The organism is Burkholderia sp. BCC1999, assembly GCF_905339975.1.
Taxonomy (GTDB): domain Bacteria; phylum Pseudomonadota; class Gammaproteobacteria; order Burkholderiales; family Burkholderiaceae; genus Burkholderia.
In genome coordinates, this window is sequence record NZ_CAJPHP010000026.1 from 48,379 (window position 1) to 72,577 (window position 24,199).

At 66.3% G+C, this 24,199-nt stretch carries 23 protein-coding genes; 12 read left to right on the plus strand and 11 right to left on the minus strand.

Annotation, left to right across the window (positions count from 1 at the left end):
- Positions 1-34 precede the first annotated feature (34 nt).
- Entirely contained in the window at positions 35-412 is a 378-nt protein-coding gene (locus U5809_RS29410) for a 4a-hydroxytetrahydrobiopterin dehydratase (RefSeq protein WP_322089076.1), read from the plus strand.
- A gap of 92 nt (positions 413-504) precedes the next feature.
- On the opposite strand, the gene U5809_RS29415 is transcribed toward U5809_RS29410, so the two are convergent.
- The gene (locus tag U5809_RS29415) at positions 505-735 is read right to left on the minus strand and encodes a DUF3717 domain-containing protein (protein WP_034183818.1); all 231 of its coding nucleotides are present in this window, start codon (positions 733-735) and stop codon (positions 505-507) included.
- Positions 736-857: 122 nt separating this feature from the next.
- Here U5809_RS29415 and U5809_RS29420 point away from each other — a divergent pair, with 122 nt between their 5' ends.
- Positions 858-1,550, plus strand: a complete 693-nt coding sequence (locus tag U5809_RS29420) for a response regulator transcription factor (protein ID WP_006401494.1) — start codon at positions 858-860, stop codon at positions 1,548-1,550.
- A gap of 118 nt (positions 1,551-1,668) precedes the next feature.
- The gene (locus tag U5809_RS29425) at positions 1,669-3,153 is read left to right on the plus strand and encodes a sensor histidine kinase (protein ID WP_322089077.1); all 1,485 of its coding nucleotides are present in this window, start codon (positions 1,669-1,671) and stop codon (positions 3,151-3,153) included.
- Between the two features lie 143 nt (positions 3,154-3,296).
- On the opposite strand, the gene U5809_RS29430 is transcribed toward U5809_RS29425, so the two are convergent.
- The 7 genes from U5809_RS29430 to mnmC all read right to left on the minus strand — a co-directional run bounded on the left by U5809_RS29430 (position 3,297) and on the right by mnmC (position 12,162).
- Positions 3,297-3,827, minus strand: coding sequence for an SET domain-containing protein (locus U5809_RS29430; protein ID WP_282506291.1), 531 nt, complete (start codon positions 3,825-3,827; stop codon positions 3,297-3,299).
- A gap of 179 nt (positions 3,828-4,006) precedes the next feature.
- Entirely contained in the window at positions 4,007-5,119 is a 1,113-nt protein-coding gene (locus U5809_RS29435) for an NADH:flavin oxidoreductase/NADH oxidase (RefSeq protein WP_322089078.1), read from the minus strand.
- Between the two features lie 213 nt (positions 5,120-5,332).
- Positions 5,333-6,043 carry a glutamine amidotransferase gene (locus tag U5809_RS29440; protein ID WP_322089079.1) on the minus strand — a complete coding sequence of 237 codons (711 nt, stop codon included), beginning with the start codon at positions 6,041-6,043 and terminating at the stop codon, positions 5,333-5,335.
- Between the two features lie 28 nt (positions 6,044-6,071).
- Entirely contained in the window at positions 6,072-6,710 is a 639-nt protein-coding gene (locus tag U5809_RS29445) for a MarR family winged helix-turn-helix transcriptional regulator (protein WP_043184842.1), read from the minus strand.
- Positions 6,711-7,217: 507 nt separating this feature from the next.
- Entirely contained in the window at positions 7,218-8,333 is a 1,116-nt protein-coding gene (locus U5809_RS29450; RefSeq protein ID WP_322089080.1) for a YbdK family carboxylate-amine ligase, read from the minus strand.
- Positions 8,334-8,347: 14 nt separating this feature from the next.
- Positions 8,348-9,562: a cation:proton antiporter gene (locus U5809_RS29455; protein ID WP_176049151.1), complete on the minus strand. Its 1,215-nt coding sequence runs from the start codon at positions 9,560-9,562 to the stop codon at positions 8,348-8,350.
- A gap of 671 nt (positions 9,563-10,233) precedes the next feature.
- Complete coding sequence (gene mnmC, locus U5809_RS29460) at positions 10,234-12,162, minus strand: bifunctional tRNA (5-methylaminomethyl-2-thiouridine)(34)-methyltransferase MnmD/FAD-dependent 5-carboxymethylaminomethyl-2-thiouridine(34) oxidoreductase MnmC (protein WP_322089081.1); 1,929 nt, start codon at positions 12,160-12,162, stop codon at positions 10,234-10,236.
- Between the two features lie 388 nt (positions 12,163-12,550).
- Here mnmC and U5809_RS29465 point away from each other — a divergent pair, with 388 nt between their 5' ends.
- Positions 12,551-12,829: an HU family DNA-binding protein gene (locus U5809_RS29465; protein WP_006401505.1), complete on the plus strand. Its 279-nt coding sequence runs from the start codon at positions 12,551-12,553 to the stop codon at positions 12,827-12,829.
- Positions 12,830-12,958: 129 nt separating this feature from the next.
- Here the strand turns inward: U5809_RS29465 and U5809_RS29470 are convergent, their stop codons facing one another.
- Both U5809_RS29470 and U5809_RS29475 read right to left on the minus strand, forming a co-directional pair.
- On the minus strand, positions 12,959-14,272 hold the full coding sequence (locus tag U5809_RS29470; protein WP_322089082.1) for a GTP-binding protein: 1,314 nt from the start codon (positions 14,270-14,272) through the stop codon (positions 12,959-12,961).
- A 159-nt stretch (positions 14,273-14,431) separates the two neighbouring features.
- Positions 14,432-14,884, minus strand: coding sequence for a lytic transglycosylase domain-containing protein (locus U5809_RS29475; protein ID WP_176049158.1), 453 nt, complete (start codon positions 14,882-14,884; stop codon positions 14,432-14,434).
- Positions 14,885-15,251: 367 nt separating this feature from the next.
- On the opposite strand from U5809_RS29475, the gene gspD reads away from it, so the two are divergent.
- From gspD to gspF, 3 genes are read left to right on the plus strand one after another with little or no spacing between them, the layout of a single operon-like run.
- A complete protein-coding gene (gene gspD / locus U5809_RS29480; RefSeq protein WP_322089083.1) occupies positions 15,252-17,585 on the plus strand; it encodes a type II secretion system secretin GspD in 2,334 nt (777 codons plus the stop codon).
- Positions 17,582-19,081 carry a type II secretion system ATPase GspE gene (gene gspE, locus U5809_RS29485; protein WP_176049163.1) on the plus strand — a complete coding sequence of 500 codons (1,500 nt, stop codon included), beginning with the start codon at positions 17,582-17,584 and terminating at the stop codon, positions 19,079-19,081. The genes gspD and gspE overlap by 4 nt, the downstream gene beginning before the upstream one ends.
- 4 nt (positions 19,082-19,085) lie before the next feature.
- Complete coding sequence (gene gspF, locus U5809_RS29490; RefSeq protein ID WP_322089084.1) at positions 19,086-20,303, plus strand: type II secretion system inner membrane protein GspF; 1,218 nt, start codon at positions 19,086-19,088, stop codon at positions 20,301-20,303.
- 31 nt (positions 20,304-20,334) lie between these two features.
- Here gspF and U5809_RS29495 read toward each other — a convergent pair whose 3' ends face one another.
- Positions 20,335-20,745 (minus strand): type II secretion system protein N, encoded by a 411-nt coding sequence (locus U5809_RS29495; RefSeq protein WP_034188199.1) that lies wholly within the window; start codon positions 20,743-20,745, stop codon positions 20,335-20,337.
- 174 nt (positions 20,746-20,919) lie between these two features.
- On the opposite strand from U5809_RS29495, the gene gspG reads away from it, so the two are divergent.
- From gspG to gspK, 5 genes are read left to right on the plus strand one after another with little or no spacing between them, the layout of a single operon-like run.
- Positions 20,920-21,372 carry a type II secretion system major pseudopilin GspG gene (gspG, locus tag U5809_RS29500; RefSeq protein ID WP_034188200.1) on the plus strand — a complete coding sequence of 151 codons (453 nt, stop codon included), beginning with the start codon at positions 20,920-20,922 and terminating at the stop codon, positions 21,370-21,372.
- Positions 21,373-21,411: 39 nt separating this feature from the next.
- Positions 21,412-21,981 carry a GspH/FimT family pseudopilin gene (locus U5809_RS29505; protein ID WP_322089085.1) on the plus strand — a complete coding sequence of 190 codons (570 nt, stop codon included), beginning with the start codon at positions 21,412-21,414 and terminating at the stop codon, positions 21,979-21,981.
- Entirely contained in the window at positions 21,978-22,385 is a 408-nt protein-coding gene (gspI, locus tag U5809_RS29510; protein WP_415877969.1) for a type II secretion system minor pseudopilin GspI, read from the plus strand. Before U5809_RS29505 ends, gspI begins: the two co-directional genes overlap by 4 nt.
- 7 nt (positions 22,386-22,392) lie before the next feature.
- Positions 22,393-23,052, plus strand: coding sequence for a type II secretion system protein J (locus U5809_RS29515; RefSeq protein ID WP_176049170.1), 660 nt, complete (start codon positions 22,393-22,395; stop codon positions 23,050-23,052).
- A gap of 2 nt (positions 23,053-23,054) precedes the next feature.
- Positions 23,055-24,188, plus strand: coding sequence for a type II secretion system minor pseudopilin GspK (gspK, locus tag U5809_RS29520; protein WP_322089086.1), 1,134 nt, complete (start codon positions 23,055-23,057; stop codon positions 24,186-24,188).
- Positions 24,189-24,199: the final 11 nt, after the last annotated feature.

The following is a 24,199-nucleotide window of genomic DNA, read 5'->3' on the forward strand; positions in this document are numbered from 1 at the left end:
CGGCGCCCGTCACCCTTCCCGCAACTATGAAACAATGACCGGTGCCGGCTTCGCCGCGCGGCGCAGCCGTGCGCGAGCGCCGCTACCGAACGAGAGGTGCAAGATGATTCACAAGCTCACATCAGAAGAACGCAAGACACGGCTCGAGGGCCTGCCGCTCTGGACGGCCGTGCCGGGCCGCGACGCGATCCAGCGCAGCCTGCGCTTCGCCGATTTCAACGAAGCCTTCGGCTTCATGACGCGCGTCGCGATCAAGGCGCAGGAAATGAACCACCATCCGGAATGGTTCAACGTGTACAACCGCGTCGACGTCACGCTGTCGACCCACGACGCCGACGGCCTGACCGAACGCGATATCGAACTGGCCCTGTTCATCGATCGTGCCGGCGCGCACGCAAAACCGGCCGCCTGAGGCTTTCCTCTACCGCCGCGCGTCTTTCGATGCGCGGCGCGTCAACTTTTCATTTCGATGAACGTTTTCTAGGATGTAGTCAGCGAAAGCCTTCAGCTTTCCAAGCCATCCTTAAGGCGCACGTAAGTCTCGTATGCTTTCCGTGCCTTGGGGTCCAAACCTTCCAGTTGCAGCGCGCTTTCGCGCTGTACAATCAGCAGCGCATACGGCTTGGAGAGCGCGCTGGCCTCTTCGCAGAGTTTGAGTTCGTCGCCGCTCGACGGCGAGCGGGCGCGCCAGAAATTGATCGCGGCTTCAAGGTCGTTGATCGAAATATCGGACATGATTGGATTTAATCGTTCGCTGGCCGCCATGCTTGATGTCACGCGATGCGGCGCCCCTGTGGAAACGGCCTCGTGCTGTCCGCGTGCCTGAACCGCCAACCCATTGTACTTGAGCGAACTTCATGCGACTCCTTCTGATCGAAGACGACCGCCCCATCGCACGCGGTATCCAGAGCAGCCTCGAGCAGGCTGGCTTCACCGTCGACATGGTGCATGACGGCATTTTTGCCGAACAGGCGCTGGCACAAAACCGCCACGAACTCGTGATCCTCGACCTCGGCCTGCCGGGCATCGACGGGATGACGCTGCTCACGCGTTTCCGCCAGACCAACCGCCACACGCCCGTCATCGTGCTGACCGCACGCGACGAGCTGAACGACCGGATCCAGGGCCTGAACTCGGGCGCCGACGACTACATGCTCAAGCCGTTCGAGCCGGCCGAGCTCGAAGCGCGCATCCGTGCGGTGATGCGCCGCAGCGGCCCGCACAGCGACATGCCGCGCCCGGAAGTGTCGCTCGGCGGCGTCCGCCTGTCGGGCGTCGATCGCCGCATCTTCAACGACGACAAGCCGCTTGAGCTGTCGCCGCGCGAATTCGCGGTGCTCGAGATGCTGCTGCTGCGTCACGGCCGCGTCGTCAGCAAGGCCCAGCTGCAGGATCACCTTACGCACTTCGGCGGCGATCTCGGCGACACCGCGATCGAAGTCTACGTGCACCGCGTGCGCAAGAAACTCGAGCAGTGCCGTGTCGAAATCGTCACGGTGCGCGGCTTCGGCTACCTGCTGCAGGAAATCCGCCAGACGGCGAGCGTCTGAGCGGCGCCGCGCGCCGGCCGGCCGCGTGCCGCCGGCGTGTGCGCCCTGCTCCGCGTCGCCGCCCGGCGCACGACCGCGCCGCTCCCCGTGAGCGGCGCTTATCCATTTGCCCGTCGAAATGTCTCCTGATCCGGCTGTGACCACCAGCCTGCGCCGCTCGCTGCTCCGGCGCCTCGCCGCCCCGCTGTCGATGCTCGCGCTGATGAGCGGCCTGATCGCCTACTGGCTCGCGTGGCAATACACGCAGCACGTGATCGACCGCTCGCTCGCGGATCTCGCCACCGCCATCTCCAAACAGATCCAGATCGCCGGCCCCGACGCGCCGTTCACGGTGCCGCCGCTCGCGCAGGCGATGTTCTCCGATCCCGCCGAAGCGCTGATCTACCGGATCAGCGACGGCGAGCAGGAACTTGCCGGCGATCCGAAGCTGCCGCTGCAGGGCATCAACGTGCGCCGCATGCATCACGCATACGTGTTCGAGGCCGAGTACGACAACCGCGCGGTGCGCGTCGCGCAGGTGCGCGTCGACGACGTCGAGGGCGGCAAGCCGATGGTCGTCGAAGTCGCGCAGCCGGTGCGGCACCGCTACCGGATCGCGGCCGAATTCCTCGTCGCGATCATGATGCCGCTGCTGCTGCTGCTGCTCGCGGGCTGGGGCATCGTGTGGCGCGTCGTGAACCAGCAGCTCGGCCCGCTCACGCATCTGGCCGATTCGCTGAACCGGCAGACCCACACGTCGCTGGAACCGGTCGACGAAACCGAGGTGCCGCTGGAAATCCGGCCGCTGACGAGCGCGATGAACGCCCTGCTCGGCCGCCTGAAGACCGCGCTCGACGCGCAGCGCAAGTTCATCGCCGATGCCGCGCACCAACTGCGCACGCCGCTCACGGCCGTGAAGCTGCATGCCGAGCAGGCCGCCGTCGCGCGTGACCCGCACCAGACCTTCGCCGCGGTGCGCGAGTTGCGCGCGGCCGCCGACCGTGCGGTGCGGCTGTCCAACCAGTTGCTGTCGCTCGCCCGTGCGGAACCCGGCGAACAGGCCGCCCGCTTCGTCGACGTCGACCTCGCGGCGATGGCGTTCGAGACCGGTGCCGAATGGGTGCCGCGCGCGCTCGCGTCGCATGTCGATCTCGGCTTCCAGCGCACCGACGGCGCGGACGACGACGAAAAGCTGACCGTGCGCGGCAACCCCGTGCTGCTGCGCGAGGTGATCGCGAACCTGCTCGACAATGCGCTGAAATACGTGCCGCTCGCGCGGCCGGACGGTGCGCGGATCACGGTGAATGTCGCGCGCGGCGCGCTCGAGGATGGCCAGCCGGCTGCCGAGATCGTCGTGGAAGACAACGGCCCCGGCGTGCCCGCGAACCAGCAGGCCGACCTGTTCAAGCGCTTCTTCCGCGGCGACGCGCAAAGCGGCAACGGCGTCGAAACGGGTGCCGGGCTTGGCCTGGCGATCGTGCACGACATCATCGCGATGCACGGCGGCACCGTGTCGTACCAGGACGCGTCGGAAGGTGGTTCGCGCTTCGTGGTGCGCGTGCCGCTCGCCTTGCAGACGGAGAAGCCGACCAGCGAAACGCCTGCTGCCGCATCGACGCACTGAGCGTGAGCTGAACGATTCGCGGCGGCAACCGCCGGCCCGTTGGCCGGGCCGCCCGCCGGATACGGGAAGCAGGAAGGACGATCACGGCGCGGCCACCGTCCGCCAAAACGACAACGGCGGCGTTTGGTGCGCCGCCGCCTGCCTTACTTCTTGCTCTTCTTGTCTTTCGACCTGGACTCGGACTTGCCGTCCTTCTTGTCCTTCTTCTTTTTCTTCTTCCCGCCTTCGTCCGACGTCGCGAGCAGCGTGCCGCGGCACGACGCCGCACCGCAATGGCACGCGTATTCGCGCTTGAGCGTCTTCGTCAGCTTTGCGTCGATTACGAGGCCGTAGTCGTAGAACAGCTCCTCTTCCGGCCCGATGTCGCGCAGCGCATGGATGAACACGCGGCCTTTGACTTCCTCGGCTTCGCAGTTCGGCGCGCACGAATGGTTGATCCAGCGCGCGCTGTTGCCGTCGATCTTGCCGTCGATCACGCCGCCTTCGTCCAGTGCGAAGTAGAACGTATGGTTCGGTTCGCTCGGGTCGTGCGGATGGCGACGCAGCGCTTCCTTCCACGAGATTCGCTCGCCCTTGTATTCCACTACGCGCTCGCCGGCCTTGATCGGCGCCACGGCGAACACGCCCTTGCCGTGTACTCCCGAGCGGCGCACCGCGATCCTGCGTGAACTCATCGAACGAATCCTTGTGAAGACGACTTGAATGGAAGCGGCCGCGATCGCGGCCTGGCGTCGCGCCAAACGAAAACGCGGCACCGGTTGGTGCCGCGTCGGGGCATGCGGCGAATCACCCGCATCCTACACGTTCACGATTGCTTCGTTCAACATCGCGCGCAATATTGCACGCCGGACGCTCAACGCTGGCCGAATGCGATGTCGCCGAACAACGCCTTGTGCTCGCGCGGCTGCGAACGCCAGTATTGCGGCGGCGCCGTCACCTGCGCGCCGAGCTCGGCCGCCGCATGCCACGGCCAGCGCGGGTCGTACAGCATCGCGCGCGCCATCGCGATGAAGTCGGCATCGCCGGCTTCGATCAGCCGGTTCGCATGCTCGGGCTCGTTGATCAGGCCGACCGCCATCGTCGGCATGCCAACCGCGCGTTTCACGGCCTGCGCGAACGGCACCTGGTAGCCGGGCGACAGCGGAATCTTCTGCAGCGGCGACACGCCGCCGGACGACACGTCGATCCAGTCGCAGCCGCGCCGCTTCAGCTCGTGCGCGAACGCGATCGTATCGTCGAGCTCCCAGCCGCCTTCGACCCAGTCGGTCGCGGACACGCGCACGCCAACCGGCCGGTCCTCCGGAAACGCCGCGCGCACGATCTCGAAGATCTCGAGCGGAAAACGCATCCGGTTCTCGCGCGAGCCGCCATATTCGTCGGTACGCCGGTTTGCGAGCGGCGACAGGAACTGGTGCAGCAGATAGCCGTGCGCCGCATGTACTTCGAGCGCGTCGATGCCGAGCCGTGCCGCACGCTTCGCCGACGCCGCGAACGCTTCGCGAATGCGATTCAGGCCCGCGGCATCGAGCGCGAGCGGCGGCGTCTCGCCGTCCTTGTGCGGCACGGCCGACGGCCCGTGCGGCAGCCAGCCGCCGTCGGCGACCGATATCAGCTGGCCGCCCTCCCACGGCACGGCGCTCGACGCCTTGCGCCCAGCATGCGACAGCTGCATCGCGATGCGGATCGGCGAATGCTTGCGGATCGCGGCCAGCACGGGCTTCAGCGCGGCTTCGGTCACGTCGTCCCAGAGGCCGAGGTCGCCGTGCGTGATGCGCCCGTCGGGTTCCACGGCCGTCGCCTCGATGCACAGCAGCCCCGCGCCCGACAGCGCGAGATGGCCGAGGTGAATCATGTGCCAGTCGGTCGCTTCACCGCGTTCGGCCGAGTACTGGCACATCGGGGAGATCACGATCCGGTTCGGAATGGTCACGCCGCGCAGCGTGAATGGAGAAAACAGCGCAGTCATGGAAGCCGCTCGCCTGGAAAGGGAATGAGCGGACGAGCGTAGCACGCAGCCCCAAAGCCTGCAGATGGCGCAACCGGCAGTAAGCGGATGGTCAGGCAGGGCAAGTGAAGAGAGGCCGGCGATGCGTCAAATGCGCGGCGTACAGCGAGGCGCCGGCCTGCAATCGATGCAGGCCGGGCTGGACCTTCGCGGCAAACAGCGCCGCGCGCGGCGTCAGAGCCCGACGCTGTCGAGCCACTCCCCGAACATGCGTTGCGCGGCCGTTTCTAGCACGGGGCCGTGCTGCGCGGTATCGGCACGCAACTGGCGCGCATCGATACCGGGCATCGCCGCGATTTCGCCAGCGTTCGCGATCAGCCAGGGTTCGAAGCGGTCGGTGCGGATTTCCGGATGGCATTGCAGCGCCAGCACGTGCTGCCCCCAAGCGAACGCCTGGTGGCGGCACGCCGGCGTCGACGCGAGATGGATCGCGCCGCCCGGCAGGTCGAACGTATCGCCGTGCCAGTGGAGCATCGAAGTCGCCGCGCCATCGAGATGACGCAGCGGCGACGCGCGGCCTGCATCGGTGAGCGCCAGCGGCGCCCAGCCGAGTTCGTGCTGCGCGGCCGGATAGACGCGTGCACCGAGCGCCCGCGCGATGAACTGCGCGCCGAGGCAAATGCCGAGGATCGGCAGCCCTGCGTCGATGCGCTGCCGGACGAGCGTCAGAAGCGGCGCGATCGTCGGATACTGCGCATCGTCGTACACGCTGATCGGCCCGCCGAGCACGACGAACAGCGACGGCTCGAGCACGTCGAGCACCTCGACCCGCGACGATCCGACGTCGACATAGCGCACCCGCCTCCCCCGTTTGCCGAGCACCTGCTCGAAGCTCCCGAGATCCTCGAAATGCACATGGCGGATCGCCACGACTTCAGCGTTCATCATCGGCCTCCCGGTCGATCGACGGACGTCAGCCGGCGAAAATCTTCCAGGTCTTCTTCTGCGTCGCCGCGTCTGCCTCTTCCTGCACCGAGCAGTCGAGACGCAGATCGCTGTCCGACATCGAGATGTCGAGCGCCGCGCAGTGATGCACGGTCTTCTTCGACAGCTTGCCCGGCTGGAAGTGGGCGCACGTCACGCACATGCGTTGCGGCGGCGTCGCACCGGCCACCTGCAGCTCGCGCAGCGTCTTCAGCAGCGCGCGGTACAGCGCGCCCTGCTCGTCCGCGCCGAGCTTGCCGACCGCCTTCGTCAGGAATTCAGGCCATTGCAGCGCCTTCTTCGCGGCGGTCCGGCCACGCGCCGACAGACGCACGGCCAGTGCACGGCCGTCGTCCAGCGCACGGCGCTTCTCGACGAGCCCCTTCGTCTCGAGCGTGCTGACCGCATCGCTCGTGGTTGCCGCGGTGAGCTGAGTCTCGCGCGCGATCTCGCCGAGCCGCATCGGGCCCTTGCGCTGCAGCAGCAGCACGAGAATCTCGCCCTGCGTCGGCGTGAGGCCAGCGCCTTCCGCCCAATCCCATGCCTGGCTTCGCATGGCCGTACTCAACCGCAGCAGGCTGTGGGTCACACGTCCCGAAGCCTGGTTCCCGTAAACGCCTTCGCTCATAGTCTTTTCGCTTTGCCGCCGCCCGGGTTGCCGAGCGGCCGTAGTGTGGAGATCGAATGTCTATCTCAAAACAGACGCGCTCTCTCGAGTGCGTCAGCACGGCCGTCGCGAGGCACACGCGGCGGTCGCGTTCGCGGCGACCGGAGAGACACGCGTCGTTCCGGTGTCCGCAAAGCCGACATTCTAAGCGAGAGCGGAAAATCGCACAGCTAAGTTATCCCCTGCATTCTGTGGAAAATCGCTGGATAACTGAAATTTTTCGTTGTGCCTGTTATGTCGCGCGCCCGCGGAACGGGGCGCGCCAGCATTTTCCTGTCCGGATCGGCCATCGATTCGGTGGGTTTGATCCACCGGGTTATCCCGCGCACAGATCGTTGACTTTGCAGCGGAATATCGGGTTATCCACAGATTTTCAGGACGCCTGGCAACGATTTCTGCCTGAAATGGCGCCAACCGGCGTTCAGTGAATCGCGACGCGGTCGAGCCTGCAATCTGCAAAACATTTTTTCACTCACGCCAACGTAAGCACTGCTGCCGGACCGTCTCGTTCAGCGATTTTTCCTGTTTGAAAACGGTTCTCAACCACGATGCGTCGTTCACGCGCGCTTTCGCGAGCGCACCGATCTCGTCGAGCGCCGCGCGCGACCCGAGCGCGGTTGCATGCGGCGCGATCCGGTCGAGCGTGTCGAGGATGTCTTCCGCGATCGTGCGGCGCTCACCCGTCTGAGGATTCACGCAGGTGCCCTCGAGCCCGAAGCGGCACGCTTCGAAACGGTTGAACGTGTAGACGAGGTAATCGTCCTCCGACAGCGTCAGGGGCCGGTCGGTCAGCAGGTAGCGTGCGAGCGTCTGGATGTAGCAGGCGATCGCGGCCGCGCGGTCGACCGACAGCGGCGTATCCATCACGCGCACCTCGATCGTGCCGTAGCCGGGCTTCGGGCGGATGTCCCAGTAGAAGTCCTTCATCGAATTGACGACACCCGTGTTCACCATCTTCGTGAAGTACTCCTCGAAGCTGTCCCAGGTCAGCACGAACGGCGCCCGGCCCGACAGCGGGAATGCGAACACCGAATTCAGGCGTGCCGAATGGAAGCCCGTGTCGACGTTCTGCACGAACGGCGACGACGCGGACAGCGCGATGAAGTGCGGAATGAAGCGCGACATCGAGTGCAGCAGGAACAGCGCGCTGTCCGGATCGGGACAGCCGATGTGCACGTGCTGGCCGAACACGGTGAACTGCTTCGCGAGATAGCCGTACAACTCGGAGATGTACTGGAAGCGCGGCGCATCGTAGATCTGCCGGTCGCTCCATTGCTGGAACGCATGCGTGCCGCCGCCGGCCAGCCCGACGTTGAGCTGGTCTGCCGCCTTCACGAGCACGTCGCGGATCGCATGCAGCTCGCTGACGGCCTGCTCGTGCGAATGGCAGATGCCGGTCGACAGCTCGATCATGCTCTCGGTGATTTCCGGCGTGATGTTGCCCGGAAAGGTCTCGCCCTGGATCAGGCGCATCAGGTCGGATGCAGCCTTGGTCAGGTCGTAGTTGTGCGTGTTGACGACCTGGATCTCCAGTTCGACGCCGAACGTGAACGGTTCGGAATTGACGAAGGTTTCGAGTGCCATGGCAGGTTCCGGAATCAGTTGCTGTCGCTGCGTTCACCGACCGCCGACAGGCAGCGGTAGACGACGAACGGGCTGACGAGCTGCAGGATCACGATCGAGCACATCACGATCGCGCGCAGGTGCGGGTCGAAATTCGGGTAGAGCTGGTACGTATCGTCGACGAGCAGGTACGACAGCGCGGACATCGGTGTCAGCGCGATGCCGAGCGCAATGCCCTGCTTCATCCCGAGGCCGCTCGGCTTCGCGAACGCGACGACGCCGGCCAGCTTCGCGGCAAGCCGCGTGACGATCAGCACGATCGCGAGCAGCCCGCCGAGCGCTATGTCGCCCCACGTGAACGACGTGAGCGTCAGCACGAACAGGACCACCGTCAGCAGCCAGCCGGCCGTGCCGAAATGCTCGGGCCACAGCTGCGGCCGCGCTTCGAGGTTCTTCACGATGATGCCGGCGAGCAGCAGCGTGAGCAGCGTCGACAGCTTCAATGCCTGTGCGACCGCGATCGCGAGCATCACGAGCCCGAACAGCGCGACGAACGAATGCTCGTCGCGCATCGTCGCGGTCATGTGGCGGAACAGGTAGTTGCACGAACGCGCGACGAGATACGCGACGATGAACGAACCGGCGATCAGGTAGAGCGGTTGCAGGATCGTCGCGAAAACGTTGCCGTACGCTTCCTGGTGAAGCCAGCTCGTCACGAGCTTGGTCAGCACGATCGCGTACACGCTGTTGAGCGCGGTGAGCGTGATGAGACGTTGCGACACCTGCCCTTCCGCGCGCAGCTCGGTCTTGAGCTGGATCACCATCGACGGCGACGTGGCGATCGCGATCGCCGACAGCACGAGCGCGACCATCCCCGACACGCCGAGCGCGAGCATCACGAACAGCACGAGCACGAACGTCAGCGTGGCTTCCGCGAGACTCGACGCGACGAGCCACGGATTACGCCGGATCCAGCGCAGGTCGAGGCGGCTGCCGAGTTCGAACAGCAGCAGGCCGAGCGCGACATCCATCAGCAGCCGCGACGTTTCGTCGGTGCTGGCGTCGATCACGCCGAATCCGAACGAACCGGCAATGAGACCGATCACCGCGTAACCGGTGATGCGTGGCAGACGCCACGCGCGGTAGCACAGCTCGCCACACAGGCCGGCCGCGAACAGCGCGAGCCCGGCCCAGAACACGGCATCTGGCGCAAGCGGCCAGTTGGGCAGGAATGAGAACGCCGACTTCATCGTGGTGACTTCTCCTTTGGAAGCAACCGCCAGCGACACGGGGTCAAGCGTCAGAAATGGATGCGCGCCGGCTGGGAATCGCCCCGAATGTGGTTGTTGTGGTCGACGACGGCGGTACATGGGATCCGCCTGTTCCGCCATCGGGCGGAACGTCGTACAGGTTGCCGATCTGGATTGTCGGCCTGGTGTGTGAACGGACTGCGCAGTCTCGAAGATTCAGATTCGAAATCGTGCCGACCGTTCCATTGAAGCATGTCCGGCGCCTGGCCGAACGATCGCGAAGGAAACCGATTGTGCCACAGCTTTTTCGCTCTGGAACCGATTGAATCGACTCGCGGCCCTGTGCGGCACCGCAGGTCTTTGGTTTCAAAGGTTTACTTGTATATATACGTAGTAGAAGTTAACAAAGGGCGCACAGTTCTGTGGATAACTTCGGTTTACGCCGACGGATCAAGGCCTTGGCGAAACCATAACCGGTTGCACAGGCTGTTCGTGCACAGACATTTGAGTTGAGCAACTTTCGGGCCGCTTCACAGCTGTGCCGAGTTGCCCAGTTTACGTCCACTGTGATTGCACACGAACTGCGCGCGGATTCCGCGCGGTTATCCACAGCGTGGCGTGGATAACCTTGCGCGAAAAAATCGGGAGACTGTGAGCGATTCGCGTGCCGGTCAGCCGGCGGAACCGACGCGGCGCGCGCGCAGGGCGCGGATCAGGAAGCGTGCGGGATCGACGGCGTCGGCAAGTTCGCGCTCGAGCGGCCACGGCTCGCCTTCGAGTTGCGACGCGATCAGTTCGGCGCCGAGTGCGGCCCATACGAGGCCGCGCGAGCCAAAGCCGAATGCGCCGTAGAGGCCGGGTGTTCGTGGCAAATCGCGCGCCTGCGCACCGCCCAGCGCGCGTGCGTTCGCGAGGGCCTGGGCTTCGTCGGCGAGCGGGCCGAAGAGCGGCAGGCGGTCGCCGACGACCCAGCGGAACGCAACGCGGCCGCCCAGCGTGGCCGGATCCGGCAGGTCGCCGATCAGGCCCGGCAGCAGGTGCCGAACGCGATCGAGGTTTTCGACGTGGCCGGCCGTGCGCATCGCGGGATCGACGTCGTCGGGTTCGAATGTGGCGCCGATCAGCAGCGTGCCGTCGTCGAGCGGCACTGCATAACCGTCGCCGATCGTCGGGCATGGCAGCGGCGCAGTGGTGCCCGGCGGCAGCAGCGTGAGCTGGCCGCGTACCGGTTGCAGCGCGACATGCTGCAACCCGGCAAGACGCGCGGCGTCGCCCGCGTTCGCGAGCACGACGACGGGCGCTTCGGCCAGCGTGCCGCCCGCATCGTCGAGTGCATGCCATGCATCGCCGCGCCGCTCGAGCCGCGCCACGCCGGTGGAGGCAAGCAGGCGTACGCGCTCGCCGGCCGCCGCGTATTGCGCGGCACACAGCCCGGCCGGCCAGACGGCGCCGCCGTGCGGAAACAGCAGGCCGCCATGCGCGACCGGCAGGTTCAGATGCGCACGCGCGGCGTCGGTATCGAGCAGCGTCACATAGTCGGACGGTGCGCCGAACGCATCGAATGCATCACGCATCCGCGCGAAGTCGTCGGCCGATTCGGCGAGATGAATCATCCCGTGCGTGCTGCGCGCGAACGCATGCCCCGCGCGTTCGAGTGCATGCCAGCGTGCGATCGCGTGCAGGAAGCCGCTGCGCGTGAGCCGGCTCGCGACGTTGTCGTCGCGTGTCATCAGCGGATGGAATACGCCGGCGGGATTGCCGGATGCTTCGCTCGCGATCCGTTCGTGCCGCTCGATCAGCGTGACGTCCCAGCCGCGCGCGGCCAGGCGTTCGACGACCGCGCAACCGGCCAGGCCCGCGCCGATCACGATCGCGCGACGCGTCGCGACAGGCAGTGCGCGCGGCGGTTCGTGCCGGCGCGAACGCCAGCGCGGCGCATATTCGCCGACGAGACGATCGTCGACTTCGCGACACGTGAAACCTGTTTCACCAAATGCGTGCTTTATGTCGTCGGAACGTGCACGCGCGACAAACGTTGCATCGTCGCCGGCCATCTTCGCGAGCGCGCGAATCACGTCGGTCGATGACGTCGCGCCATCGAGATAGAACGCATCGGCGCGCACGACGAGCTTCTTCAACAGGTCGAGCGCATCATCGCCGAACGCGAGCGTGAGTACCACGCGCCCTTCTTCGAATTCGAGCCGGTGCAGGCCCGGCACGAGCATCGGCCATGCGTCGATCAATGCATCGGCATCTGCCGATATGGTTGTGTGTGCAACCATATGGGAAACCGCGCGACGCAGGTCGTCGCGTGAGAACGGATGCGGTTCGACCGCGACGAAATGCAGTCGCTCGCAGCGCACGGGATCGTCGCGCCACGCGGCCCAGGTCGCGAGGAAGCTGGCGCCCGCGCCGAATTCCGTTGCGACGATCGTGAACGTGCGACGCTGCCGCCAGCGCGCCGGCAGCCCGTTTTCCGCGACGAACGCGTGGTGCGCGAGCGTGCCCGAGGCACTGCGATGGAGCTCGCCGAACTCGGGCGAGACGAGCGTGCCGTCGTCGCGAAGGGCGAGCGTGGCGGGTACAAGTCGGTCGGGCATGCGAAACAAAAAACGTGGCAGCCAAGCCTGGCAAGGGATTGCGCGGAGCCGTCCGACCGGCCGTTGGAAAAGGGCAACGGGGCGGCGCATGGGCGGACGGCGCTGCGTATCCTGTCCGGTTGGCGCAGGTCAAAAAACGGGCAATCGACGATTCATTCGGCGAAATACCGATGAAAATCTTTGAAACCCTTGTCGTTATTGGGTTTGCGCTGCGCTATCATAGCAACGCCGTACCGCGGGGTGGCCGCCGGCAAGCCGGAGGGCGCGTCGCGCGGGCCAGGATTCGGCGCTGTGCCGTCGGAGTCTGACTCTCGACGGCACGGTTCGCGCACGTATAATCGGCGCGTTCGCGCTGTTCGTGTCAACCTAACCTGATAAAGGAACCTTAATGAACAAACAGGAACTGATCGACGCCGTCGCCGCCCAAACGGGCGCCAGCAAGGCTCAAACCGGCGAAACGCTGGACACGCTGCTCGAAGTCATCAAGAAGGCCGTGTCGAAGGGTGATGCGGTTCAGCTGATCGGCTTCGGCAGCTTCGGTTCGGGCAAGCGCGCAGCACGTACGGGCCGCAACCCGAAGACCGGCGAAACCATCAAGATCCCGGCAGCCAAGACGGTCAAGTTCACGGCTGGCAAGGCGTTCAAGGACGCCGTCAACAAGCGTTAAACCAGCGCCTGTTCCAAGAAAAACCCGCCTTTCGGCGGGTTTTTTGTTGGGCGCGCGCGGCATTTTTGCCACAGTCCGCGCCGCTCTTGCAAAAGTTAACGGTTACTTTTACAAGTCGTTACGACGCGCTCAAGCGTGCACGATCTGCGTGTCGCCGTGATCGTCGTCGTCGTGCGAATCGACATCCCACGCCGGGAACGGATCGTCGAACGCGATCCACTGTGCCGCGCCGAGTGCGAATTCCGCATCGGTCAGCAGGCATGCATCGAGCTTTGCGCGCCACGCATCGGCGTCGAGTGCGATGCCGATCAGCACGAGTTCCTGACGGCGATCGCCGACCGTGCGATCGTCAAGATCGCCGAGCCATTCGGCACGGATTTCACCGAGGAGGTCGTCGTCGTCCGGCCATTCCGCGCGATCCTGCGCGGCCCACCAGAGACCCGCCGGGCCATGCCGGCAGACACCGCCCGCCTGCGACAGCGAACCCGCGATGTCGTTGCGGGTCGCGAGCCAGAAGAAGCCCTTGCTGCGCAGCACGCCCGGCCACTCCTGATGCAGTAGCGCCCAGAGTCGTGCCGGGTGAAACGGCCGGCGCGCGCGGTAAACAAAATTGCCGATGCCGAATTCGTCGGCTTCGCCGTGCACGTGCGCATGATGTTCGTCATGGCAGTCGGGATCGTCGCAATGGATGTGATCGTGATCGAGCGATGCGAGCCAGCCCGGCGCGTTCGCGGCTTCGTCGAAATCGAAGCGGCCGGTGTTCAGCACTTCGTCGAGCGGCACGTTGCCGAACGTCGACACGACCTGGTGCGCGCGCGGATTGAGTCGCGCGAGGATGTGCTGCAGGCGCGCGAGATCGTCGGCGCTGACGAGATCGGCCTTGTTGATCACCAGCACATCGCAGAATTCGATCTGCTCGATCAGCAGCTCGACGAGCGTGCGGTCGTCGTCTTCCGACGCGGCGATGCCGCGCGTCGCGAGCGCGTCGTCGGAGCCGTAGTCGCGCAGGAAGTTGTACGCGTCGACCACGGTAACGAGCGTGTCGAGCCGCGCGATGGTCGACAGCGACGTGCCGTCGTCGTCGACGAACGTGAACGTTTCGGCGATCGGCATCGGCTCCGCGATACCGGTCGATTCGATCATGATCGCGTCGAAGCGGCCTTCGGATGCGAGGTTGCGGATCTCGATGAGCAGGTCGTCGCGCAGCGTGCAACAGATGCAGCCGTTCGACATTTCGACGAGGCGTTCCTCGACATGCGACAGCGCCTGCGCGTCGCGCACGAGCGACGCGTCGATGTTGACCGCCGCGAGATCGTTGACGATCACGGCGACTTTCAGGCCCGCGCGGTTCGCGAGGACGTGGTTGAGCAGCGTGGTCTTGCCTGCACCGAGGAAGCCGGACAGCACGGTGACGGGCAACGGCTGGTTCATTGCCGGATTCATGATGATATGCACCAACGGAAAAGATGAAAAAGCGGCCGCGGCACCCTTCCGGGGCGCGATCGGCCCGCGGACGGGCGAAGTTGCGGCGTGAGATCCGCATTGTGCATCAAACGCGCGCCGGCCGGCCGGCACCGCGTCAGGCCGCAATGCGGCGCAACGTCACTGCACGGGCGGCAGCAGCTTCCACTGCGACAGGATGCCGGCGATCTGCCGCGCATACTTGTCGCGCAACGACGGCGTTTCGGAATGATAGGCGCCGACGGCCTGCCAGGTGTTGCCGTAGCGGTTCATCTTCTGCTTGAGATGCCACGCGGCGATGTAGACGTTCTTGCACGGCTCCATCAGCGTGTCGCGGCCGATGCCGTAGCGCGACAGCGCGGGCAGATGAATCGAATTGATCTGCATCAGGCCGTAGTCGACCGAGCCGTTCGTATTCTTGTTCAGTGCACCGGGCCGGTTGCGCGATTCCTGCCACGCGATGGCGCGCAGGATCAGCGGATTGACCTGCTGATATTTAGCGGCTTCGTCGAAACAATCCGCACGAGCGTTTGCGCTGGCGAACCACGCGCCAGCGGCGATCAACGCGATCGAAGCGAACCGTCGTCTGTTCATCGTGCGGAAACGAAAAGGAATTGCGCGAAGGTCGGGAAAACCCGTGCCTGTTATTAGTGCGACGAGAAACGCGCCGCCCGTATCATACCGGCAGACCGTCAGATTGCGACATGCAGGAATACGGCAGCCCGGTTATACCGCATTTCCATGTCGGTTCATCGCGAATCGGGGGCGATGGCCGGCATGCGAAGGGCCGCGCCTATTCTTACATATTGCATACGATTCGCCGGACACATGTCGTATGTGAGACAGTCCTCGGATCAATGTGATATTTCGGACATGAAAAACTGCTAATGTCGCCTCTTTCGGACTTGGATCCCAGCACTACCGCCGGAAGTGGCCTGAGCCGGCATCGACCCATTCATCCATGACAAGAAATCGCTTCGTTATGCGGCGCATTGCCACGACCCTCATTGTCGCCGGCATCATCGTCTCGCAGGCCGCCTACGCTCAGGTCACGCTCAACTTCGTGAATGCGGATATCGACCAGGTCGCGAAAGCGATCGGCGCCGCAACCGGCAAGACCATCATCGTCGACCCCCGCGTGAAGGGGCAGCTCAACCTCGTGGCCGAACGGCCGGTGCCGGAAGACCAGGCGCTGAAGACGCTGCAGTCGGCGCTGCGCATGCAGGGCTTCGCACTCGTGCAGGATCACGGTGTGCTGAAGGTCGTGCCGGAAGCCGATGCGAAGCTGCAGGGCGTGCCGACCTATGTCGGCAATGCGCCGCAGGCCCGCGGCGACCAGGTGATCACGCAGGTGTTCGAGCTGCACAACGAATCGGCGAACAACCTGCTGCCCGTGCTGCGGCCGCTGATCTCGCCGAACAACACGGTGACGGCCTACCCGGCGAACAACACGATCGTCGTGACCGACTATGCGGACAACGTGCGCCGCATCGCGCAGATCATCTCGGGCGTCGACAGCGCCGCCGGCGCGCAGGTGCAGGTCGTGACGCTGCGCAACGCGAACGCGATCGACCTCGCCGCGCAGTTGCAGAAAATGCTCGACCCGGGCGCGATCGGCAACAGCGACGCGACGCTGAAGGTGTCGGTCACGGCCGACCCGCGAACCAACTCGCTGATGCTGCGTGCGTCGAGCGCGTCGCGCCTCGCGGCCGCGAAGCGCCTCGTGCAGCAGCTCGACGCACCGAGCGGCGTGCCCGGCAACATGCACGTCGTGCCGCTGCGCAACGCCGATGCGGTGAAGCTCGCGAAGACCTTGCGCGGCATGCTCGGCAAGGGCGGTAACGACAGCGGCTCGTCGGCGTCGTCCAACGATGCGAACAGCTTCAACCAGAATGGCGGCTCGTCGTCGAGCGGCAACTTCTCGACCGGCTCGTCCGGCACCCCGCCGCTGCCGTCGGGCGGCCTCGGCGGCTCGTCGTCTTCGTCGTCGTACGGCGGCTCGTCCAGTAGCGGCGGTCTCGGCACGGGCGGCCTGCTCGGCGGCGACAAGGACAAGGGCGACGACAACCAGCCAGGCGGGATGATCCAGGCCGACGCGGCGACCAACTCGCTGATCATCACCGCGTCCGATCCGGTTTACCGCAACCTGCGCTCGGTGATCGACCAGCTCGACGCACGGCGTGCGCAGGTCTATATCGAAGCGCTGATCGTCGAACTGAACTCGACGACGTCGGGGAACCTCGGGATTCAATGGCAGGTGGCCAGCGGCCAGTTTCTCGGCGGCACGAACCTGGCGGCCACGGCCGGCTCCGTCGCGGGCAACAGCATCATCAACCTGACGACGGGCACGGCGGGCACCACCGGGGCCGGCCTCGCCGCGAATCTCGCGAACCTGAACCAGGGCCTCAACGTCGGCTGGCTGCACAACATGTTCGGCGTGCAGGGCCTCGGCGCGCTGCTGCAGTATTTCGCCGGCGTGACCGACGCGAACGTGCTGTCGACGCCGAACCTGATCACGCTCGACAACGAGGAAGCGAAGATCGTCGTCGGCCAGAACGTGCCGATCGCAACCGGCTCGTATTCGAACCTGACGAGCGGCACGACGAGCAACGCGTTCAATACGTACGACCGTCGCGACGTCGGCCTGACGCTGCACGTGAAACCGCAGATCACCGACGGCGGGATCCTGAAGCTGCAGCTCTACACCGAGGATTCGGCAGTCGTCAGCAGCACCACGACCGCACAGACGGGCCCGACCTTCACGAAGCGCTCGATCCAGTCGACGATCCTGGCCGACAACGGCGAGATCATCGTGCTCGGCGGCTTGATGCAGGACAACTACCAGGTGTCGAACAGCAAGGTGCCGCTGCTCGGCGACATTCCGTGGATCGGCCAGCTGTTCCGTTCGGAATCGAAGCAGCGCCAGAAAACCAACCTGATGGTGTTCCTGCGCCCCGTGATCATCTCCGATCGCAGCACCGCGCAGCAGGTCACGGCCAACCGCTACGACTACATCCAGGGCGTGACGGGTGCGTACAAGTCGGACAATAACGTGATCCGCGACAAGGACGATCCGGTCGTTCCGCCGATGCCGCTGGGTCCGAGCCAGGGCGGCACGCCGGCCGGCAACCTGTTCGACCTCGACAAGATGCGCCGTCAGCAGCTGCAGCGCCAGGTGGCACCCGTGCCCGCGCCGGCGCCGGTCCCCGCACCGGAACCGGTGCAGTCGCAGGGCGTGCCGCAGCAAGCGGTACCGCAACAGCCGCTGACCGCCACGCCGGGAGCCTCGCAGTGAGCGACGTGCTCGCGTCTTCCGCCCACGACGGCGCGCCGGGCGAACGCCAGCCGCCGTCGCCGCTTGCCGCGCGGCTGTTGCCGTACGGCTTCGCGAAGAGCGGCCAGGTGCTGATCGCGCACCAGCTCGACGACACGCTCGAGGTGTGGATCAGCGAACGCACGAGCGATGCCGCGCTCGCGGAGATCGCGCGCAACTTCGGCTCGATCGCCGTGCACCACGTGCCGGCCGACGAACTCGCGCAGGCGATCAACCAGGCGTATGCGCGCCAGGACGGGAGCGCCGCGCAGGTGGTCGGCGAGGTCGAAGGCGAAGTCGACCTGTCGCGGCTGATGCAGGACATCCCCGAAGTCGAGGATCTGCTCGAGTCGGAAGACGACGCGCCGATCATCCGGATGATCAACGCGCTGCTCACGCAAGCGGCGCGAGAACACGCGTCGGACATCCACATCGAGCCGTTCGAGAATGCGTCGGTCGTGCGCTTTCGCGTCGACGGCACGCTGCGCGACGTCGTGCGTCCGAAGAAGGCGCTACATGGTGCGCTGATCTCGCGGATCAAGATCATGGCGCAGCTCGACATCGCGGAGAAACGCCTGCCGCAGGACGGCCGCATCACGTTGCGCGTCGGCGGCCGGCCGGTCGACGTGCGCGTATCGACGCTGCCGACCGGGCACGGCGAGCGCGCGGTGCTGCGTCTCCTGGAAAAGGATGCGCAGCGCCTGAACCTCGAAGCGCTCGGGATGGGCCGCGACACGCTCGTCCAGTTCGACAAGCTGATCGGCCGCCCGCACGGCATCGTGCTCGTCACCGGTCCGACCGGTTCGGGCAAGACGACGACGCTGTATGCGTCGATGTCGCGGCTCGAAACCGCGACGACCAACATCATGACCGTCGAGGATCCGATCGAATACGACCTGGGCGGCATCGGCCAGACGCAGGTGAACGAGCGGATCGGGATGACCTTTGCCCGTGCGTTGCGTTCGATCCTGCGCCAGGATCCGGACGTGATCATGATCGGTGAAATCCGCGACCTCGAGACCGCGCAGATCGCGGTGCAGGCGTCGCTGACGGGCCACCTGGTGCTCGCGACGCTGCACACGAACGATGCGGCTTCCGCCGTCACGCGCCTGACCGACATGGGCGTCGAGCCGTATCTGCTCGCGTCGTCGCTGCTCGGCGTGCTCGCGCAGCGACTCGTGCGCCAGCTCTGCCCCGTCTGCAAGGAAGAGCGGCACGAGGACGGCCGCACCGTGTGGCATCCGGTCGGCTGCGACAAGTGCGGGCATTCGGGTTATTCGGGCCGGCGCGGTGTCTACGAATTGCTGCTGGTCGACGATTCGATCCGCTCGCTGATCCACCGCAACGCGGCCGATGCCGAGATTCTCGCCGCCGGCCGTGCGGAAGGCATGCGCACGCTGCGCGACGACGCCGAGCGCTGGCTCGCGTCCGGCGCGACGTCGCTCGAGGAAGTGCTGCGCGTGACGGGAGGCGCATAGCGCGATGCCGGCATTCCGTTTCGAAGCAATCGATTCGGCGGGACGCGCGCAGAAAGGCGTCATCGACGCCGACAGCGCGCGCGCCGCACGCGGCCAGCTGCGCACGCAGGGGCTCACGCCGCTCGTCGTCGAGCCGGCCGCCAGCGCGACGCGCGGGGCGCGTTCGCAGCGGCTCGCGTTCGGCCGCAAGCTGTCGCAGCGCGAACAGGCGATCCTCACGCGCCAGCTCGCGAGCCTGCTGATCGCCGGGCTGCCGCTCGACGAGGCGCTCGGCGTGCTGACCGAGCAGGCCGAGCGCGACTACATCCGTGAACTGATGGCCGCGATCCGCGCGGAGGTGCTCGGCGGCCATTCGCTCGCGAATGCGCTGGGCCAGCATCCGCGCGATTTTCCGGAAATCTACCGTGCGCTCGTCGCGGCCGGCGAACACACCGGCAAGCTCGGTATCGTGCTGTCGCGTCTGGCCGACTACATCGAGCAGAGCAACGCGCTGAAGCAGAAGATCCTGCTGGCGTTCACCTATCCGGGGATCGTCACGCTGATCGCGTTCGGCATCGTCACGTTCCTGCTGAGTTACGTCGTCCCGCAGGTCGTCAACGTGTTCGCGAGTACGAAACAGCAGCTGCCTGTCCTCACGGTCGTGATGATGGCGCTGTCGGATTTCGTGCGGCACTGGTGGTGGGCGATCCTGATCGCGTTCGCGCTGGTCGTGTGGTTCGTGAAGGCGACGCTGTCGCGCGACGGGCCGCGGCTCGCGTTCGATCGCTGGGTGCTGACCGCGCCGCTCGCGGGCAAGCTCGTGCGCGGCTACAACACGGTGCGCTTCGCGAGCACGCTCGGCATTCTCACCGCGGCCGGCGTGCCGATCCTGCGCGCGTTGCAGGCGGCCGGCGAGACGCTGTCGAACCGCGCGATGCGCGCGAACATCGACGACGCGATCGTGCGCGTGCGCGAAGGCTCCGCGCTGTCGCGCGCGCTGAACAACGTGAAGACGTTTCCGCCGGTGCTCGTGCACCTGATCCGTTCGGGTGAAGCGACGGGCGACGTGACGACGATGCTGGATCGCGCGGCCGAAGGCGAAGCGCGCGAGCTCGAACGCCGCACGATGTTCCTGACTAGCCTGCTGGAGCCGCTGCTGATCCTGGCGATGGGCGGCATCGTGCTCGTGATCGTGCTGGCGGTGATGCTGCCGATCATCGAGCTGAACAACATGGTGCAGTGACGTGACGGCCTGACTGTCAGGCCGCCGCCGCTCAACGCATGTAGATCGCGGGGGACGGCGTGTTCGCCGGGAGCTGGATTTCGGCGCGGGCGCCGTTGCGGTCGACGATGATCGAGCGCGGGCGGACTTCGGCGAGCTTCGCGCCGGGCGTGACGTCCGCGCCGAGCGACACGGCGCGCGGCGGTTCGCCGCCGACGCCGACGATCGCCGCACCGCCGTGGTCGAGCGCGAGAATGCCGAACAGGTGGATGTCCTGGACGGGATTCTTGTCGAGCTGACCGCCGAAGAGCGCGGCCGCGTCCTCGGTGCGGATCGGCAGCCGCGCGGCGGCGGCGGGCAGCGGCGCTTCGCGGGCCGACAGCGTGACGACCCAGTAGGTGGCCGTCGCGCACAAACCCGCGAAGAGGGCTAGGGAAAGGATCCGGATCGAGAGCGCGTTCATGCGCGCTATTGTACGGATGTATATGAAATTTGCGTTGGGTGAAAGCCCTCGACGATGCGCGCCTTACAATGCGTGCTCCGCGCCCGCGGGACCGGAAGCTTGCTGTCAGGCAATCGCCCGGTGCGCGGGGTGCGTCACTCAATCGACGACATTTTTTGGAAGAGGTAGTCAGTCATGCAAACGTGGATCACTCGCCGCAACGCGGCCGTGCGTCGTCAGCGCGGTTTCACGCTGATCGAGATCATGGTGGTGGTCGCGATCCTCGGGATCCTGGCGGCGCTGATCGTGCCGAAGATCATGAGCCGCCCGGACGAGGCGCGCCGCATCGCCGCGAAGCAGGACATCGGTACGATCATGCAGGCGCTCAAGCTGTACCGTCTCGACAACGGCCGTTATCCGACCCAGGAACAGGGCCTGAATTCGCTGATCCAGAAGCCGACCACCGATCCGATCCCGAACAACTGGAAGGACGGCGGCTATCTTGAGCGCCTGCCGAACGACCCGTGGGGCAACGGGTACAAGTACCTGAACCCGGGCGTGCACGGCGAGATCGACGTGTTCAGCTACGGCGCCGACGGCAAGGAAGGCGGCGAAGGCAACGATACCGATATCGGTTCGTGGCAGTAAGCCGGCACTGATCGGCCCGACGTCCCATTCCCGTTCTTCATGCCCGCCATTCGCACGACCTTCCGCTGCGGTCGCGATCGCCGTGTGCGTCGCGGCGCGGTGTCGTCCATACCGGCGCGAGCCGACGGCGGGCCGATGAAGCACGGCGCGCCGCGTCATCGCGCGCGCGGCTTCACGCTGCTCGAAATGCTGGTCGTGCTGATGATCGCCGGGCTGCTCGTGTCGCTCGCGTCGCTGTCGCTGACGCGCAATCCGCGCACCGACCTGCGTGAAGAAGCGCAACGCGTCGCGCTGCTGTTCGAGACGGCCGGCGACGAAGCGCAGGTGCGCGCGCGGCCGATCGCATGGCAGCCGACCGCGCACGGTTTCCGGTTCGACGTAAGCTCGCCCGACGGCTGGCGCACGCTGCGCGACGATCTGCTGCGCCCGCGCGACTGGGACGGCGGCGTCACCGGCGCCGACATCGACTATCCGGGTTCCGACACGCACGCGAGCCGCGTCGTGTTCGGCACCGAGAGCATCGACACGCCGGTGCGCGTGACGCTGCACTCGGCCGTCGGCAGCGCGACGATCGTCGGCACCGGCAATGGCCGTTACGAGGTGCAATGACGATGCGTCGTCGCCTGCCCTCTTCCATTTCCTCATCGCGCGGTTTCACGATGATCGAGGTGCTCGTCGCACTCGCGATCATCGCGGTCGCGCTCGCCGCGTCGATCCGGGCGGTCGGCACGATGGCGACCAACGCGTCCGACCTGCATCGCCGGTTGCTGGCCGGCTGGAGCGCCGACAACGCGCTCGCGCAGTTGCGGCTCACGCACGCATGGCCGGAGGTCGGCGAGCAGAGCTTCGACTGCTCGCAGGGCAACGTGCAGCTTGTCTGCACGCAGCGCGTAAGCACGACGCCGAACCCGGTGTTCCGGCGCGTCCGGATTTCGGTGAGCATGCCCGGCCATTCCGGCGTGCTCGCACAGATGGTGACGGTGGTCGCGAATGAAACCAGCCGTCCGCTCTGACATGCCGATGCGACGCCCGTCCGCCCGCCGCGCCCGCGGCTTCACGCTGATCGAACTGATGATCGCGATCGCGATTCTCGCGGTGGTCGCGATCCTCGCGTGGCGCGGGCTCGACCAGATCATGCGCGGCCGCGACAAGGTGGCGTCCGCGATGGAAGACGAGCGCGTGTTCGCGCAGATGTTCGACCAGATGCGCATCGACGCGCGGCTCGCCGCGACCGACGACGAAGCCGGCCAGCCGGCGATCGGCGTTGCCGGCAATACGCTGCAGATCGTGCGCGAACTCGAGGTGCCGGGCGCCGCGCCGCGGCTGCAGGTGGTCCGCTACCGGATCGCCGGCGGGCGCGTCGTGCGCTATGCATCGCCGCCGATCGACGACGCGAACCGGCTGCGCAGCACGCTGAAGGACAGCAGCGTCGAAGGCTGGAGCTGGGTCGCGCTGATGGGCGGCGTCGGCGCGATCGACGCGAAGCTGTACGTGCCGCGCGTGGGCTGGACCACCAACCTGCAGACGGCCGACGATGCGCTCGCGCAGAACAACGATGCGCTCAAGGTGCCGCAGATCGGCAACGCGCCGCCCACCCGCGCGGTGACGGGGTTGCAGGTCAGCATCGGCGCGACGTCGCTGCGCGTGCCGGTCACGCGCATCTTCCTCGTCGGGGAATGACGATGCGCGCTCGCTTTTCCCATCGCCCCTTCTTCAACCGCGCCGCCGGTCGCGCGCGCGCGCGCCGCCAGCGTGGCGCGGCGATCATCACGGCGCTGCTCGTCGTCGCGCTGTCCGCGATCCTCGTCTCGGGGATGCTGTGGCGCCAGCAGGTGCAGATCCGCCGCATCGAAAACCAGCGCGTGATCGCGCAGGCGCAGTGGGTCGCGCGCGGCGCGCTCGACTGGACGCGGATGATCCTGCGCTCCGAAGGCGACACGGCGCCCGGTATCACCTATCTCGGCGGGATCTGGGGCGTGCCGATCGCGAAGACGAAGCTGTCGGATTTCCTCGGCCGGATCGGCGCACCCAACGATAGCGGCGGCGAAGACACCTATATATCCGGCTCGATCGAGGACGCGCAGGCGAAGTTCAACCTGCGCAACCTCGTGTCGTCGCCGGCGCCCGGCGTGCTGCAGCTGAACGTCACGCAGCTCCAGGCGTTCCAGCGCCTCCTGACGACGCTCGGCTACGACGGCGCGTTCGCGAAGCGCATCGCGCTGCAGGTGCGCGCGGGCCTGCTGCATTCGGCGACGCGCTTCCAGATGCCGAACCTGCCCGGCGGCGGCGGTACCGCGGCGAACGCCGCGACCGCGCCGGTCACGACCGACCAGCAGGGCGGCGGCGATTTCACCGACGACCCCGGCATGTCCGGCGGCGATCGCGGGCCCGCACCGCTGATGATGACGAGCGTCGACAGCCTGCTCGACGTCGATGGCGTGACGCCCGAAATGGTGGCGCGGCTGCGCCCGTTCGTCACCGTGCTGCCGACCACGACGCCGGTGAACATGAACACCGCGCCGGCCGAAGTGATCGCGTCGCTGGTGCCGGGGATGAGCGTGTCGTCCGCGCAGGCGCTCGTGTCGCGCCGCGAGACCGTGTTTTTCCGGAACGTCGGCGACGTGCAGCTTGCGCTGCGCGGCGCCGGTGCGCCGAACGTGACGATCGATTCGAGCCTCGTCGACGTCAATTCGAGTTATTTCATCGTGCATGGCCGGATCCAGCACGATCGCGCGGAGGTCGACCGCACCTCGCTCGTGTATCGTGATCCGACCACGCACTCGACGCGGGTCGTGCGTATCCGCGACCAGCTATAACGACGCCAATC

Bases quoted from the DNA above. Each gene is read 5' to 3' on its own strand.
- U5809_RS29515 (WP_176049170.1), top strand. From the start codon at position 22,393: ATGCGACGCCCGTCCGCCCGCCGCGCCCGCGGCTTCACGCTGATCGAA.
- gspG (WP_034188200.1), top strand. From the start codon at position 20,920: ATGCAAACGTGGATCACTCGCCGCAACGCGGCCGTGCGTCGTCAGCGC.
- U5809_RS29495 (WP_034188199.1), bottom strand. From the start codon at position 20,745: ATGAACGCGCTCTCGATCCGGATCCTTTCCCTAGCCCTCTTCGCGGGT.
- U5809_RS29455 (WP_176049151.1), bottom strand. From the start codon at position 9,562: ATGAAGTCGGCGTTCTCATTCCTGCCCAACTGGCCGCTTGCGCCAGAT.
- U5809_RS29430 (WP_282506291.1), bottom strand. From the start codon at position 3,827: ATGAGTTCACGCAGGATCGCGGTGCGCCGCTCGGGAGTACACGGCAAG.
- U5809_RS29435 (WP_322089078.1), bottom strand. From the start codon at position 5,119: ATGACTGCGCTGTTTTCTCCATTCACGCTGCGCGGCGTGACCATTCCG.
- U5809_RS29505 (WP_322089085.1), top strand. From the start codon at position 21,412: ATGCCCGCCATTCGCACGACCTTCCGCTGCGGTCGCGATCGCCGTGTG.
- U5809_RS29465 (WP_006401505.1), top strand. From the start codon at position 12,551: ATGAACAAACAGGAACTGATCGACGCCGTCGCCGCCCAAACGGGCGCC.
- gspD (WP_322089083.1), top strand. From the start codon at position 15,252: ATGACAAGAAATCGCTTCGTTATGCGGCGCATTGCCACGACCCTCATT.
- mnmC (WP_322089081.1), bottom strand. From the start codon at position 12,162: ATGCCCGACCGACTTGTACCCGCCACGCTCGCCCTTCGCGACGACGGC.
- gspI (WP_415877969.1), top strand. From the start codon at position 21,978: ATGACGATGCGTCGTCGCCTGCCCTCTTCCATTTCCTCATCGCGCGGT.
- U5809_RS29470 (WP_322089082.1), bottom strand. From the start codon at position 14,272: ATGAATCCGGCAATGAACCAGCCGTTGCCCGTCACCGTGCTGTCCGGC.
- U5809_RS29410 (WP_322089076.1), top strand. From the start codon at position 35: ATGACCGGTGCCGGCTTCGCCGCGCGGCGCAGCCGTGCGCGAGCGCCG.
- U5809_RS29420 (WP_006401494.1), top strand. From the start codon at position 858: ATGCGACTCCTTCTGATCGAAGACGACCGCCCCATCGCACGCGGTATC.
- U5809_RS29445 (WP_043184842.1), bottom strand. From the start codon at position 6,710: ATGAGCGAAGGCGTTTACGGGAACCAGGCTTCGGGACGTGTGACCCAC.
- U5809_RS29425 (WP_322089077.1), top strand. From the start codon at position 1,669: ATGTCTCCTGATCCGGCTGTGACCACCAGCCTGCGCCGCTCGCTGCTC.
- U5809_RS29415 (WP_034183818.1), bottom strand. From the start codon at position 735: ATGTCCGATATTTCGATCAACGACCTTGAAGCCGCGATCAATTTCTGG.
- U5809_RS29440 (WP_322089079.1), bottom strand. From the start codon at position 6,043: ATGAACGCTGAAGTCGTGGCGATCCGCCATGTGCATTTCGAGGATCTC.
- gspF (WP_322089084.1), top strand. From the start codon at position 19,086: ATGCCGGCATTCCGTTTCGAAGCAATCGATTCGGCGGGACGCGCGCAG.
- gspK (WP_322089086.1), top strand. From the start codon at position 23,055: ATGCGCGCTCGCTTTTCCCATCGCCCCTTCTTCAACCGCGCCGCCGGT.
- U5809_RS29450 (WP_322089080.1), bottom strand. From the start codon at position 8,333: ATGGCACTCGAAACCTTCGTCAATTCCGAACCGTTCACGTTCGGCGTC.
- U5809_RS29475 (WP_176049158.1), bottom strand. From the start codon at position 14,884: ATGAACAGACGACGGTTCGCTTCGATCGCGTTGATCGCCGCTGGCGCG.